This window comes from Candidatus Kaiserbacteria bacterium (assembly GCA_017134395.1).
In the GTDB taxonomy this organism is placed as follows: domain Bacteria; phylum Patescibacteriota; class Minisyncoccia; order Phycocordibacterales; family UBA2100; genus UBA2100.
Map to the genome: position 1 here is coordinate 588,128 of CP070993.1, position 13,130 is coordinate 601,257.

The following is a 13,130-nucleotide window of genomic DNA, read 5'->3' on the forward strand; positions in this document are numbered from 1 at the left end:
GCGGTATAATATCGATATGCCGCACATGGAAGGGTCAACACCTGATGTATCCTCAACAGAACCCGTTGAGCGTTTTCGCACACCAGAGGAAGAACTTGCGTACTTACGCGAACGGGTGCGTATAAAAGAAACTGAACTTGAAGGAGAAAAGTCAGGCTTCGAGAAAGACAGAATTGCAAAAAGAGAAATTATTAAATATCACGATACCCCGGCCGAAGATGTTCTACACGAACGATACCAAACGTCAGAAAGTCATATATTACGCGAAAAACTACGTCTCGAACCCGAAGAGCATGATGTACAGATTGATGAGCTTTTGAAAATGGTGGCAGATAAGGGTATTAAAAATACTCTCGCAGTGGTAAGTAAGATGGGTAGTGCACATCTTGAAGATGATTTACATCGAGCGCTTGTTCAGTATGTTGCTGAAGGATTTTCAACACAGGGAGTACGGAAAGGCTCTGAAGACTGGAAAGCGTTACACATGGTCCTCTATGAGGTTTCGCTTCCAGCCCAAACTGCAAACGACAAAAATAATCAAAACCAAGATCTCGAAAAACTTCTTGCATCCATGGAGCAATTTTATGCTGGGATGCTGAGTGTTATGGGAAAGGGAAAACTCCAGAAAAAAGATATTTTTTCTGTTGAGATTGCAGTGCATCAAGGAAGCGAAGAGGCGATTTTTTATGTTGGGGTACCACGCAAAAAAAGAGATTTGTTTGAACGACACCTTATTTCCATATTTCCTAACGCTCAAATCGAAGAAGTGCGCAGTGATTACAATATTTTCAGTTATGGAGGAGTTCACGCTGGGGCATATGGTGTTCTCGAAAGAAGTCCGGTGTATCCAATAAAAGAATACAAAGAATTTGTGCACGATCCACTAAACATCGTACTTTCAGCATTCAGCAAGCTTAAAAAACATGGAGAAGGAGCGGCTATTCAATTTATTATTGGCGACGACGGAGATTCATATAACCGCCAATATAAAAAGGTAGTTGATTATCTTCGCGATGGAAAAGAAGCAAAAAAGGCAATACGTCATGGAACATCACCATTTCGTGAAGCAGTAGACGCGCTTGGTGAGAATCTTGTTGATATAGCGATGAATCGCTCAAAGAATACGATAAACGATAAAGCAGTTGATCAAATGACTCTCGAGACAATCACTAAGAAGGTTAATAGTCGTATTGTTCCAGTAAACATTCGTATACTTGCTTCAGCACAAGAAGAGGGTCGTGCGGAGGACATTATTGAAAACATTGCATCAACATTTAACCAATTCGAAGAAGCGCAGGGTAATGCAATCAAATTTATCCACGAACGTGGCGCAGCATTACGGAAATTCATGCACGCATTCACTTTCCGGACACTCAACTTTAAAAGACTACAGCCGCTTTCTCTTACGGAACTGACATCCATGTACCATCTTACGGGACAAGGAGTTTCAACATCGCGTGAACTTAAACAAACACGTGCAAAACATGTTTCAGCTCCTATTGAAGTATCTGCAGACGAAGACGACGAAGAGCCAGTACAAAAGGCACCTTACGTACCAACTCCTGCACCTGTTGACCAACATAAAGAAGAAGTAGTTGCCCCAGCCCCAATGGCGAATACACAAAAAAGACGTGGTGTAATACTCGGAAAGAACACGTTTGGCGGTACTGATACGATGGTCAAGTTCTTAGCGGAAGACCGTATGCGTCACTTCTACGAAATTGGACAAACGGGAACAGGTAAAACAAACCTGATGAAGAATATGATCATTCAAGATATTAAGAACGGAGAGGGGTGCTGTTACATTGATCCACATGGTTCAGATATTGTTGATATTTTGGCAGCTATTCCACCTGAAAGACACGACGATGTTATCTATTTCGACCCAAGTTACACAGAACGCCCGATGGGTCTTAACATAATGGAATATAATCCAGATTTTCCTGAGCAGAAAACGTTTGTAGTAAACGAAATATTCAGTATTTTTGAAAAACTTTTCTTGGCAAAATCACCTGAGTCGCTTGGCCCGATGTTTGAGCAGTACTTCCGTAACGCTGCACTTTTGGTGCTTGAGGGTATGCCAGCAGGTACCGCAACAATGGCTGACATACCACGTGTGCTGGCGAATGATAACTTTAGGCACGAATGTCTAGCGAATTCTCGTAATCCATTGGTGAATCAATTCTGGGAAGAAATCGCAGAAAAGGCGGGTGGGGAGGCGTCGCTTGAAAACATCGTGCCGTACATCACTGCGAAAACCGATATTTTCTTGAGCAACTCAACAATGCGACCAATTATTACACAAGAGAAATCATCATTTAATTTCAGGGAGATAATGGACGGTCAAAAGATTCTGCTCGTTAACCTGTCTAAGGGAAGATTAGGAGACTTAAACTCAGAGCTTCTTGGTCTAATTATTGTAGGTAAATTTCTACAAGCTGCACTGTCGCGCGTTGACGCTGTCGCTAGTGGTAGTACCGACGTTAAAGACTTTTACCTCTATATTGATGAGTTCCAAAACTTTACGACACCATCTATCGCGACAATCCTTTCTGAAGCACGTAAATATAGACTCTCGCTCAATATTGCTCACCAGTTTATTGCACAATTAGATGAGAAAATTAGAGATGCGGTATTCGGGAACGTCGGTACGAAGTGTGTATTCCGTGTTGGCAATGAAGACGCAGAGTTCTTAGAAAAGCAATTTCAGCCAGATTTTACTGCGGCTGATATTGTTGGACTTGATAACTTTAATGCGTATGTGGCGCTGTTAGTTGATGGTAAGCCAGTGCGTCCATTCAATATGCAAACGCTACCTCCGGAACCAGTTGACTTCGATAAAATTGAACACATCAAACAACTTTCATATCAACGTTATGGTCGTGAATCAGCAGAAGTTGAAGCAGCTATTGCTGCTAAATATGCAAAGAAAGAAGCTGAGCCAGTAAACGGATTCAACCCTTCAGAATTTCTTTAGATTTAAAGAAAAAGCTACACAAGAGACTTAAATATGGTAGAGTTGCGCTATTATTTTGTAGATATTTTAGATTTGATATGGCAAACAAAAAAGAACGAACACTTGTTATTATAAAACCAGACGGCGTACAACGAAGCCTTATGGGGGAGATCATGGGTCGCTATGAACGACTTGGTCTTAAGTTGGTTGCAGCAAAATTTATGCTTCCTACACCTGAAAAAGCAACAGAACACTATATGGTAGGTGGTGAAGAGTGGCTTGAGAACGTTGGAACAAAAGCAGCCGCAGCGTACGAAAAGAAAGGACTAAAATCACCGTACGATACACCTCGTGAAAACGGTATGGCCATCCTTAAATCTAACGCCTCTTATCTGGCGTCAGGGCCAGTTTTAGCGATGGTATGGCAAGGAGCTCACTCTGTTGAGATAATCCGTAAATTAACTGGTAGCACAGAACCACGTACATCAGACGTTGGAACTATTCGCGGCGACTACATGCTCGACTCATATCAGATGGCGGATACCGACGGACGTTCAATCCGAAACCTTATTCACGCATCAGGAGAAATTGATGAAGCTGAAAAAGAAATTCCAATCTGGTTTAATGATGACGAACTTATCGAATATCGTATAGCACAAGAGCGAATTCTGTACGATGCAGATTTTGGTGGTATTCTTGAGTAAGAGTTATTACGTAACAAAAAATGTATGACAACATCAAATGACGAAGTCATTAAAGCTGTCGATGAAGCCGCAAGCTACTTGAAGAAAAAAGTAAGAGAAATGGAACAACATAAGAGTAGCGGCATTACAGATGCTCGGAGGCAAGCAGACAGAATACTCGATGAATTAAAGAAGCTTTTCTCTCGTTTTGAGATTGATCTTAAGAATCGAGAATAGCCACAGGTTTCGTTTTCTTTGTTCATGCTATAATGAAGAAAGCCGGAGGGCATTCCTGCTTAATTGCATTTATAGGGAGATTGAATTGTTCACTGCTGTGGCAGTCGATACTGAAATCACCCACCTGGCTTTCACCAGGTATGCCCACGGCACGTAAAAACTCGCTAGAATATAGCGAGTTTTTGCGTGCTGACACAAAGAGACATGATAGAATAAGTACTACATGCAGGAGAATCAATCTAAACTTACATTTGTTGGTGGCGCAGGAACTGTTACAGGCGCTAACTTTTTATTTGAAACAGGAAAGAAACGCGTACTGATAGATTGCGGTATGCTTCAAGGTGCTACACGAGGAATGAACGAGAACTACGAAGATTTCGCTTACGATCCCTCAACGATAGACGCACTGTTTGTAACTCATGCACACGCCGACCACATAGGACGTATACCTAAATTAGTTCGGGACGGATTCAGAGGAACTATTTACTCAACTGCGGCAACTCGAGATCTTGCGGAGGTTATGTTCGCTGACGCTGTCCGTATTCTAAGAGATGAGGCAAAGAAAAGAGGGTTACCTCAAATGTACGAAACGCAAGACATAGAACAAACACTAACATTGTGGCAAACGCGTAACTACCACGAATCGTTCGACATGGGCGATGACGTTGCTGTACGGTTTCTAGACGCAGGGCACATATTAGGGGCTGCTATGGTCGAATTTACGCGAAATGGGAGGAAGTTTGTTGCCTCAGGTGATTTAGGTAACTCTCCTGCACCATTATTACGAGATACCGAGCCGGTTGTTGGTGCACATTATATTTTAATGGAGAGTGTTTATGGCGATCGAGTACATGAAAATAGGGATGATAGAGTGAGCTTGCTACGCGATGCTCTTATAGATACACATAAAAACAATCGTACACTACTGATACCATCTTTTGCCATGCAAAGGACGCAACTCCTTCTCTATGAAATAAATAAAATGGTAGAACAGGGCAGTGTTCCAGAGATACCAGTGTACTTAGATTCGCCACTTGCTAGTAAAGTAACTGACATATACAAGAAGCATACGAATTTGTTTAATGACACTGTCCAGAAAGAGATTGCAGCAGGTGACGATATTTTTGAATTTCCGCGTTTTACGATAGTTCGCGATGCAAAAGAATCTCATTCATTATTAAATGCACCATCACCAAAGGTTATTATCTCAGCTTCAGGTATGTCTGTTGGTGGGAGGATTATAATGCATGAAAAAAGGTTGCTCACTGATAAGAACACAACTATTCTGTTTGTTGGATACCAAGGAGTAGGTACGTTGGGGCGTCGCATTCAAGATGGAGAACAAAATATCACTATCGAAAAAAAGAAAGTTCGCGTGCGGGCACGGCGGCAAACTATCCGAGGATTTTCAGCACACAAAGACCGAGAGGGACTGATAGATTTTGTAGAAAATTCAGCTGAGACTCTTGAAGGAGTATTTGTAGCGATGGGGGAGCCTAAGTCATCACTCTTTTTAGTGCAGAGATTACGCGATTTTCTTTCAGTGCCAGCCATTGCTCCAGAACAAGGTGATATAGAAGTATTGAATTTTTAATCATGAAGAAACATAAAATACACATACTGATAGGTATCATCGGGCTCTGCACGGTAGCTCTTATTGTATCTACATACGGTTTTTATAGCGTCAAACAGGAGAATAAAGCTGTTTCAGCTGAGCTGCAACATGCGAAGATACAAATAGATGATCTTGCGGCTGCAATCGAAAAGAAAGATGAAGAAGTCGAAGTTCATAAAGAGCTTTTGCGTATCGTACGGCAAGAAGCAACTGACTCGAGCTACGATCTTTCTCGAATGTTGTCACTTATAGAATCAGCAACTCAAACAGTAGAAGATATAAAAAAACTTGAGGAAGCTGACGCTGAACTCCTAGCAAAATATTCAAAAGTTTTCTTCCTTAATGAGCATTACGAACCTGCACAACTTGCGTATATCCCGAGCGAGTTAGTATACTCCGATAACAATCAGCAAATTTCTTCAGACGTTCTTCCGTTCTTACTTTCTATGACCGCAGATATGAAAAGCAGTGGGTTGCAACCACAAATTATCTCCGCTTTTCGTTCGTTTGGATACCAAAGTAACCTAAAACAGAACCACACAGTTACGTATGGTACGACGGTGGCAAATCAATTTGTTGCTGACCAAGGCTATTCTGAACATCAACTTGGTACTACTATCGATATGGTGAATTCGACAATAGGCTCAGACATGCTCGATTTCGATACTACTCCTGAGTATCAGTGGATGCTACAAAATGCACACAAGTACGGATTCGTCCTTTCATACCCTGAGAACAATGCGTATTATGAATTCGAGCCTTGGCATTGGCGATTTGTGGGTAAAGAATTAGCCGCAGACCTCTATAATAAAGGTACGACTTTTTATAATACGCCCCAAAGAGATATCGATGCGTACCGACTTACTATGTTTGAGAATTAAGTATTATGTTTACACGAATATACTCAATGTTTGATGAAGTCCATGAGGTAGTAGGGTGGATTGGTATGCTCTTAATATTGCTTGCGTACGCAGGTATTAGTCTTGGGTTTATTACTTCAAGCACTCTTGAATACCAGATGATGAACCTAATCGGTGCGGCAGCGCTTTTGTATTCGGCAGCAAAAACAAAATCGTATCCAGTTGTTGCGCTTAACCTTGCGTGGATTGGTATTGCAATAATTGCAACTTCATCGCTCTTTTAGTTAGTTTGATTAGTTTTCTCAATCAGCCAATCAAGTATGAGACAACTGGTAAACAGCAGCTTACTTCATTTCACAGTACTAAAGTTAACTTTAGTAGTTGAGTATATAGAGCTTCCAAAACAAATAACACCCCGAAAGGGGTGTTATTTAAGAGTTACTCTTTGAATTAATTAATTGTACCAGAGCTTATGTATTAAACTCTTGTGTGGGTTTATTGTACGCAGACGAATACGTTCATTTCTACTAGGTACAAACCGTATTGCTTTAATAGCATCTTTGACGACATATTCATCTACATCCTGCAATGCAATCTCAATAACCGTAGCTCTTTCTCCCTCAGGAACATCACCAAGACGCATAGCTGTACGCCAACGTACGTGATGATCTTCATCCTGTAAACCAATTTTAACAAGCTCCGTCCGTTCTTCTTCAGGTACACGGTATATCGCACCTGCAGCTTCTTCACGTATATAACCATCGCTATCAGCAAGCATTTTTCTTAACAGTGCTCCTTGTTCATTTTTGGGAACTTCGCTTATTTCGAGACTCGCATACAAGCGCACCCTATCATTTTCGTCATCCAACCCTTTAATAATACTTGCACTTCTTTCGGATTCTGGCAACCTGCCAATAAGAGTCGTACCCGCAGCGCGTACATAATCATCGGTATCTGACGTAGCCTTCTGAACCATATTCACATAGTCAATGTCTTCTTGACCATATCCGGCTAATGTAACAGCGAACAATCGTACGAGTGCATCTTCATCATCAATCCCTTTCTCGACAAAACTAGCTATATCTGCATAATCTATTGTGCCTATCTCAAGTGCTGCTGCAGCAGCTTCGTAAAGATAGCTCTCTCCAAAAGTTTCTGTCTTATCTCTTGCGTATTCTCTGAAGCTTTCGTAATCAGAAATTTTCTTAATTTCTTCCCCATTATTTAGAGAGTTTTCAATATTCGATGTTTCCATAAAGTTAAAGTAATTTATAATAACGGTTTCATTATATACACTCCCAAAGCAAATAACACCCTTTCGGGGTGTTTTTTGCTTAGTCTAGATAGCGGAGGCCTTATTTCACTGTCTCAACAATTCGTTGGAATGTCTCTGGTTGTTCGTGTGCAATTTGAGAGAGCACTTTTCGGTCGAGCTTAACATTCTTTTTATTAAGTACATCAATAAAACGACTGTAGGTTATTCCAAGAGGGCGGAGTGCTGCGTTGAGTTTCACTGTCCAGAGCTGGCGGAAGTCTCCCTTTTTCTTTCGGCGGTGTGCGAATGCGTGGTTACCAGCGTGAGCAATAGCTTCGCGCGCTTGTCGTTCTTTCTTTGAGCGACCAAATTGGTACCCTTTTACACGCTTCAGTACATTCCGACGTGTCTTTAGTGATGTTGTTCCTCGTTTTACTCGTGCCATATAATATTATTTACCAGGTAGAAATCGCCCAAGAACCTTCTTGGTCAATGTAATAGTTTGCATTCGGTTTTTGGCCATTTTACTACCACTACTTGCTTTAGCATTAAAGTGGTTCTGCCCAGGTTTACGTGCAACAATCTTGCCGTTTTTTGTTACCCGAAGGCGCTTTGCGTATGATTTATTTGTTTTCATTGTTTTCTTTTTTTGCAGCGCTTTTGCCAGATTTATCTGGTTCAAGTACTACTGTAAGCCCTTTTGGACTTTTCTTTATTTCGTCGGCCATCTTAAACGATTCAGGGACGATTGCAAGGAAACGTTCGAGACGGTCCTTCAAGAAAGCGAATTCCATGTACTTGTATCGACCCCATAAAAAGAGATCAATCTTTACACGATGCCCATCATTGAGCCATTCGCCAACCTTGTTTGCCTTTCGTTTTAAGTCGCCTTCACCCGTACCGATTTTAACCTGAGTTACTTTTGTTTCGGTAACATGTGACTTAGCCTTAATTTCCTTCTCTTTCTTCTTTAGCTCGTACTTGTACTTACCGTAGTCACCGATCTTAGCAACAGGTGGCTTAGCTTTAGGGGAGACCTCGATGAGATCAAGCCCCTCTTCTTGAGCCTTCTTAAAAGCGTCACGTGTAGACATAATACCGAGGTTTTCACCTTCAGCGCCTACAACCCGTACCTCAGGCACGCGGATGCTTTCATTGATTCGTACTTCGTCTTGCATTACAAAAGAAACGCCCTACTGGGCGTCCAAAGACTATACCATGCAGTTAACTCCACTGCAATTGGAATTGCTACCCAAATTTCTTCAATTCCTTCTCGTAATCGTGCTCGAATAATTGCCACATAGAAAGGAAAAACGCTGTAATAACTGGGCCAATAATGATTCCGGCGATACCAAACAGTGTTAACCCACCTAGTACTGAAAGGAGTATGAGAACATCAGGCATTGCAGCCTCTTTTGCTACTAAAACTGGACGTAGGAGGTTGTCTATAAGACTTACAAGTGTTGCACCGACAACTAATACGGTAACACCTTGCCATACAGAACCTGTGAAGAGTAAGAGTAATCCAACAGGGAGCCATACAATTGCGGGGCCAACAGCCGGAATAAGCGCAAAGAGTCCCATTACAAATGCCCACAAGGCGGCACTTTCTATGCCGACAATCATAAAGAGCACCCCGCCAATTGCTCCTTGGACGATAGCAATGATGAACGTTCCTTTAAACATCGCATGTACTATTGAGACAAATCGTTCGAAAAGCATCTTTTCCTTTGCATCTCCCAAAGGTAGCGCTTCCATCATACGAATGAGGATGCCTTTGCCGTCACGAAGCGTGAAGAAAAGAATGTAGAGCATTAGTAATATTGAAATAAAGGTCCCTGCTGTGGCACGTCCAATATCGAGCGCGTACGTACCGATTTGTGCGCTGAAACTTTGCGCAAACGCAACAAGGTTTGTTTGGACACTCTCTACATCAACACCAAATTGCGCAAGCGGCACGAGTGCATTTTGAATCGTAGCAAGCATTGTAAGGGAACTGATGTCTCCTTGGGTGAGGTTTATATATAAAGAGATTGCTTCGTTGGCTACGAGTGCACCCAATATATACAGTGGCACCATCACAATAATAAGAATACTCCCAATGGTAAGAAGTGACGAAAGCGCGGCGCGGCCCTTCGTGTAATTATACAACCGTTGGTGTAGTGGGTAGAAAAGAATGGTAAGTACTACCGCCCAGAATATGGGCATAATGTAGTCACTAATAAGCCACCCAAAAAGTGCCGTTGCAGCTGCAAGGAGAAAAATAAAAAGTCCTGTTTGGAGAGTTTTGAACTGCACGCTTTTAGTGTATCAGTAGTTTGTGTATGTGCAATCATGGCGTAAGAAACAGTACCGTAAGTCGTCAACATATTTAGCGGGTGTTTGTCGTATCTGCATACACAGCATGCGACTCGCGCGTGATATAATTAATAGCATCTATTAGTAATACTTAATTTTTATGCACAGATTAAAAGAGAATATTATAAATTTTGATTGGTCACTTAAATCAATCGTAAAGGCAGTACTAGCCATTGTGGTTATAGTAGTTGCTCTTTCCATTGCGTTAGGTGTTCTGAACACTGTTGCCAAAGGAGTTTTTGGGTATAGCAATAACTACGGTCATAGCTCAACCAGTATTGGAATAGTTGAGGATTTCGTAGGAGGTTTTGATGGAGTTCTCAATATGGGAGACTCAACCTTAAGTTTCAAGAGCTCAGCACCACAGGCTATGGGAATGGGTGGAGGTAGCGACATGATGTTTGCGGAATCTTCTCGTGCTACCTCAATCGCACTATTTGACGAAGGTGGAGCTGATGCAGAAGAATACGAGCGACGTGATTACAACGCACATTACGAGACACGAAAATTCGAAGAGACATGTACAGCAGTGAGTGACTTAAAGCCGCTTGAATATGTTGTATTTGATCGATCAAACAAAAGCGAAGACTGGTGTAACTACACATTCCGTGTAGATATAGAGCACGAAGAGGAGATAATCGATACTCTAAAGGCTCTCGACCCAAGGGATTTCAACATCAACACCAGTACATTAGAGCGAAGTGTTGAATACAGCGAGAGTGAGCTTGCGATGCAAAAGCGACGATTAGAATCAACAACACAAACACTTAACCAAGCTGAATCTGCGTTTAATAATCTTATTGCGCAGGCGACACGAGAAGGCGACACTGCAACGCTGTCTGAAGTGATAAACAATAAGATTTCTACAATTGATAGACTCACACAACAATTACTTAACACACAGGAACGTATTGATCGTCTATCTAAAGGTCTTGGTGAGACGGAGGAACAAATTGAGTACGCACACTTCAATGTGTCTGTATCAAAGGTTGTCTTTGTTGATGGAGAGCGAATTGCTGATGAATGGAAACAACGTGTACAAGAAATGTTCGTTAAGATAAACGAGACAGCACTTGCACTTACAATTGGTCTTATAGCATTTGCACTCGCAGCAGTGAAACTCATCATCTTTGGTGCACTACTAGTACTTCTAGCAACAGCTTTTGCTAAAGTCGCATGGGTAGTAGTAAAGCGAATATGGAAATGGGAACCACGACGAAAGTCAGAGGATACATTCAGTGATAGCTCACCGATGTAGCCAAGTTACGTAAGTATTTACGTAAATACTTCGTACAACTAAAAACACCCGCGTAAGCGGGTGTTTTTTGAATCGAAGATGAGAGGATTTAATTATACTCGTTTCGTAGAGGTGCTTTCTTAATTATATCAAGTATCTCTTCCTCGTTATCTGTGATTTTAAAGAGATCCATATCTTCAGGTGAAATAGTCTTGAATTTATCGAGCAACACAGTTTCCACTACGTCCATAATAGGATTCCAAAAATCTGAACCTACAAGAATAACTGGTACTGCCGGAACTTTTCGTGTTTGAATCAGTGTTACTAACTCAAAAAATTCATCGAGGGTACCGAACCCGCCAGGGAAATAGAGGTACGTTTCTGCTGAAAAGAAGAGCGACACTTTGCGTGTAAAAAAGTAGTGGAAATTGACCCCGTGAGTCACGTGCTCGTTAATAGTCTGTTCGTTTGGTAACTCAATATTAAAGCCCACCGCTTGATTACAGGTCTGATTTGAACCCTCATTTCCAGCAGCCATAATTCCTGGTCCTCCTCCGGTAATCACTGCGTATCCCTCCTTACAAATCCGAGCAGAGAGACTTTTAGCGATTTTGTAGTATGGATGGTTTGGTTCAAAGCGTGCTGAACCGAAAAAAGTTACCGACTTAGGAAAGTTGCGGATTGCATGGAATCCCTCAAGGAGCTCATCTTCTATTCTTGCGGCTCTGTCATGAAGCTCTTTTTCAATCTGTGTATCGACACGTGAAGGAAGGTTGATGTGGTCGTAGCACAAATTCTTCATGGGTGTCTTTTTTTTAATTTCAAATCCTGCACCGAATGTTTCAGTAGTGTTGTTATTTTCATTTATCATGTTGCCAATTATACATGAACTTATAGTGCGTTATGCACACGTTATATAATAAGTATGAAAGAGAAGCGTATTATTGAAATAGGAATAAGGTTTGTTCGTTGACATCACTACACAACCAGAAAGGAGGGTGTGGCAATGGAACAGATTGGCAATGTCAGTTTGCCGAGCATTTTGCATAATGCAGAAAAAGGAGAACGACTACTCATTGCTGTTCTCTACGGGGGTATGGGAGGAATAACATCAGCAGGGATGCTTCATGCGCTTGCAGAAATAGGAATATCTCCTCGAGAATATCCAAATATAAGTGTTGTTGGAGTATCAGTCGGCGCAGCCAATATGCTCGGGTATTGTGCGGGTAGGACGGGTGAAACTCCTGAAGTCTACGCACGTGTTGCACAGCATCTATTGAAGCGCTCTTGGTTTGATCGAGCTCAAATCTTTGACGTGTTAGGTGTTGAGTATCTGATGGAAATTCTCACACAGGAATTAGGCACAAATTTTCTTGATGGATGTAAAGGCGATGCTTTTGCCGTTGTTACTCGAGTACGGGATGCATCGTGTCACATACATTCTCTACAAGAGGCATCGTGTCCATTCACTCTTACGCAGGCTTCTATGTGTATGCCAGTTCTTTTACAGGGAACAGTAGAAGTTGCAGGGGAACAATACATCGATGGTGCATGCAGTTTGTCAATCGCTCAGATGATTCGCCGCACTCGTGCGCGGAACATTTTGGTACTTGGCAGCCGTCCTCTAGACGGTGTGGTTACTGGTGAGCCACAGCTTCCCACATTTATTCTGCGCCAAATTGCAGCAGCGTATCCACGCGAAGTTCGTAAAAAATCGGTGTACACTGATACGACACTTGCAGACGGTATTGAGCGTCTTAAACGAGTTACATCTCTACGTTGGTGTGCTCTTTTCCCAAAAGGAGGAGTTCCGTGGAATGAGGCTAGTGTTGATGCACTGCACACAGCGTTTGCATGGCACCATAATGCGACACGTCAGTTGTGTAGTTGAAATTACGTTACAAAAATAGTACGCGGGCAGCTTCTGGC

The 13,130-nt window shown here is 42.0% G+C and carries 14 protein-coding genes; 8 read left to right on the plus strand and 6 right to left on the minus strand.

What is annotated here, in order from left to right:
* Positions 1–16 precede the first annotated feature (16 nt).
* The 6 genes from JXR01_03150 to JXR01_03175 all read left to right on the plus strand — a co-directional run bounded on the left by JXR01_03150 (position 17) and on the right by JXR01_03175 (position 6,635).
* Positions 17–2,977: a TraM recognition domain-containing protein gene (locus tag JXR01_03150; protein QSH39275.1), complete on the plus strand. Its 2,961-nt coding sequence runs from the start codon at positions 17–19 to the stop codon at positions 2,975–2,977.
* Positions 2,978–3,054: 77 nt separating this feature from the next.
* A complete protein-coding gene (locus JXR01_03155) occupies positions 3,055–3,660 on the plus strand; it encodes a nucleoside-diphosphate kinase (protein QSH39276.1) in 606 nt (201 codons plus the stop codon).
* Positions 3,661–3,684: 24 nt separating this feature from the next.
* Positions 3,685–3,876: a hypothetical protein gene (locus JXR01_03160; GenBank protein QSH39277.1), complete on the plus strand. Its 192-nt coding sequence runs from the start codon at positions 3,685–3,687 to the stop codon at positions 3,874–3,876.
* A gap of 223 nt (positions 3,877–4,099) precedes the next feature.
* Positions 4,100–5,470 carry an MBL fold metallo-hydrolase gene (locus JXR01_03165; GenBank protein QSH39278.1) on the plus strand — a complete coding sequence of 457 codons (1,371 nt, stop codon included), beginning with the start codon at positions 4,100–4,102 and terminating at the stop codon, positions 5,468–5,470.
* Between the two features lie 2 nt (positions 5,471–5,472).
* Positions 5,473–6,372: a M15 family metallopeptidase gene (locus JXR01_03170; protein ID QSH39279.1), complete on the plus strand. Its 900-nt coding sequence runs from the start codon at positions 5,473–5,475 to the stop codon at positions 6,370–6,372.
* A gap of 5 nt (positions 6,373–6,377) precedes the next feature.
* Positions 6,378–6,635: a hypothetical protein gene (locus JXR01_03175; GenBank protein QSH39280.1), complete on the plus strand. Its 258-nt coding sequence runs from the start codon at positions 6,378–6,380 to the stop codon at positions 6,633–6,635.
* 170 nt (positions 6,636–6,805) lie between these two features.
* On the opposite strand, the gene JXR01_03180 is transcribed toward JXR01_03175, so the two are convergent.
* The 5 genes from JXR01_03180 to JXR01_03200 form a co-directional block, all read right to left on the minus strand.
* Positions 6,806–7,606 carry a HEAT repeat domain-containing protein gene (locus JXR01_03180; GenBank protein ID QSH39281.1) on the minus strand — a complete coding sequence of 267 codons (801 nt, stop codon included), beginning with the start codon at positions 7,604–7,606 and terminating at the stop codon, positions 6,806–6,808.
* 100 nt (positions 7,607–7,706) lie between these two features.
* Complete coding sequence (gene rplT / locus JXR01_03185; protein QSH39282.1) at positions 7,707–8,051, minus strand: 50S ribosomal protein L20; 345 nt, start codon at positions 8,049–8,051, stop codon at positions 7,707–7,709.
* A gap of 6 nt (positions 8,052–8,057) precedes the next feature.
* The gene (locus JXR01_03190; protein QSH39283.1) at positions 8,058–8,243 is read right to left on the minus strand and encodes a 50S ribosomal protein L35; all 186 of its coding nucleotides are present in this window, start codon (positions 8,241–8,243) and stop codon (positions 8,058–8,060) included.
* Positions 8,230–8,784 carry a translation initiation factor IF-3 gene (infC, locus tag JXR01_03195; GenBank protein ID QSH39284.1) on the minus strand — a complete coding sequence of 185 codons (555 nt, stop codon included), beginning with the start codon at positions 8,782–8,784 and terminating at the stop codon, positions 8,230–8,232. The genes JXR01_03190 and infC overlap by 14 nt, the downstream gene beginning before the upstream one ends.
* A 70-nt stretch (positions 8,785–8,854) precedes the next feature.
* Complete coding sequence (locus tag JXR01_03200; protein ID QSH39285.1) at positions 8,855–9,904, minus strand: AI-2E family transporter; 1,050 nt, start codon at positions 9,902–9,904, stop codon at positions 8,855–8,857.
* 160 nt (positions 9,905–10,064) lie between these two features.
* Here JXR01_03200 and JXR01_03205 point away from each other — a divergent pair, with 160 nt between their 5' ends.
* The gene (locus JXR01_03205) at positions 10,065–11,222 is read left to right on the plus strand and encodes a hypothetical protein (protein ID QSH39286.1); all 1,158 of its coding nucleotides are present in this window, start codon (positions 10,065–10,067) and stop codon (positions 11,220–11,222) included.
* A gap of 88 nt (positions 11,223–11,310) precedes the next feature.
* Here the strand turns inward: JXR01_03205 and JXR01_03210 are convergent, their stop codons facing one another.
* The gene (locus tag JXR01_03210; GenBank protein ID QSH39287.1) at positions 11,311–12,072 is read right to left on the minus strand and encodes a TIGR00730 family Rossman fold protein; all 762 of its coding nucleotides are present in this window, start codon (positions 12,070–12,072) and stop codon (positions 11,311–11,313) included.
* A gap of 135 nt (positions 12,073–12,207) precedes the next feature.
* Between JXR01_03210 and JXR01_03215 the strand changes: the two genes are divergently transcribed.
* Complete coding sequence (locus tag JXR01_03215) at positions 12,208–13,092, plus strand: hypothetical protein (protein QSH39288.1); 885 nt, start codon at positions 12,208–12,210, stop codon at positions 13,090–13,092.
* The last annotated feature ends 38 nt before the right edge of the window (positions 13,093–13,130 follow it).

What these genes read in the sequence shown, in the direction of transcription:
- JXR01_03150 (QSH39275.1), top strand. Translation starts at nt 17, where the DNA reads ATGCCGCACATGGAAGGGTCAACACCTGATGTATCCTCAACAGAACCC.
- JXR01_03205 (QSH39286.1), top strand. Translation starts at nt 10,065, where the DNA reads ATGCACAGATTAAAAGAGAATATTATAAATTTTGATTGGTCACTTAAA.
- JXR01_03165 (QSH39278.1), top strand. Translation starts at nt 4,100, where the DNA reads ATGCAGGAGAATCAATCTAAACTTACATTTGTTGGTGGCGCAGGAACT.
- JXR01_03175 (QSH39280.1), top strand. Translation starts at nt 6,378, where the DNA reads ATGTTTACACGAATATACTCAATGTTTGATGAAGTCCATGAGGTAGTA.
- JXR01_03155 (QSH39276.1), top strand. Translation starts at nt 3,055, where the DNA reads ATGGCAAACAAAAAAGAACGAACACTTGTTATTATAAAACCAGACGGC.
- JXR01_03180 (QSH39281.1), bottom strand. Translation starts at nt 7,606, where the DNA reads ATGGAAACATCGAATATTGAAAACTCTCTAAATAATGGGGAAGAAATT.
- JXR01_03210 (QSH39287.1), bottom strand. Translation starts at nt 12,072, where the DNA reads ATGATAAATGAAAATAACAACACTACTGAAACATTCGGTGCAGGATTT.
- rplT (QSH39282.1), bottom strand. Translation starts at nt 8,051, where the DNA reads ATGGCACGAGTAAAACGAGGAACAACATCACTAAAGACACGTCGGAAT.
- JXR01_03160 (QSH39277.1), top strand. Translation starts at nt 3,685, where the DNA reads ATGACAACATCAAATGACGAAGTCATTAAAGCTGTCGATGAAGCCGCA.
- JXR01_03170 (QSH39279.1), top strand. Translation starts at nt 5,473, where the DNA reads ATGAAGAAACATAAAATACACATACTGATAGGTATCATCGGGCTCTGC.
- JXR01_03190 (QSH39283.1), bottom strand. Translation starts at nt 8,243, where the DNA reads ATGAAAACAAATAAATCATACGCAAAGCGCCTTCGGGTAACAAAAAAC.
- infC (QSH39284.1), bottom strand. Translation starts at nt 8,784, where the DNA reads ATGCAAGACGAAGTACGAATCAATGAAAGCATCCGCGTGCCTGAGGTA.
- JXR01_03215 (QSH39288.1), top strand. Translation starts at nt 12,208, where the DNA reads ATGGAACAGATTGGCAATGTCAGTTTGCCGAGCATTTTGCATAATGCA.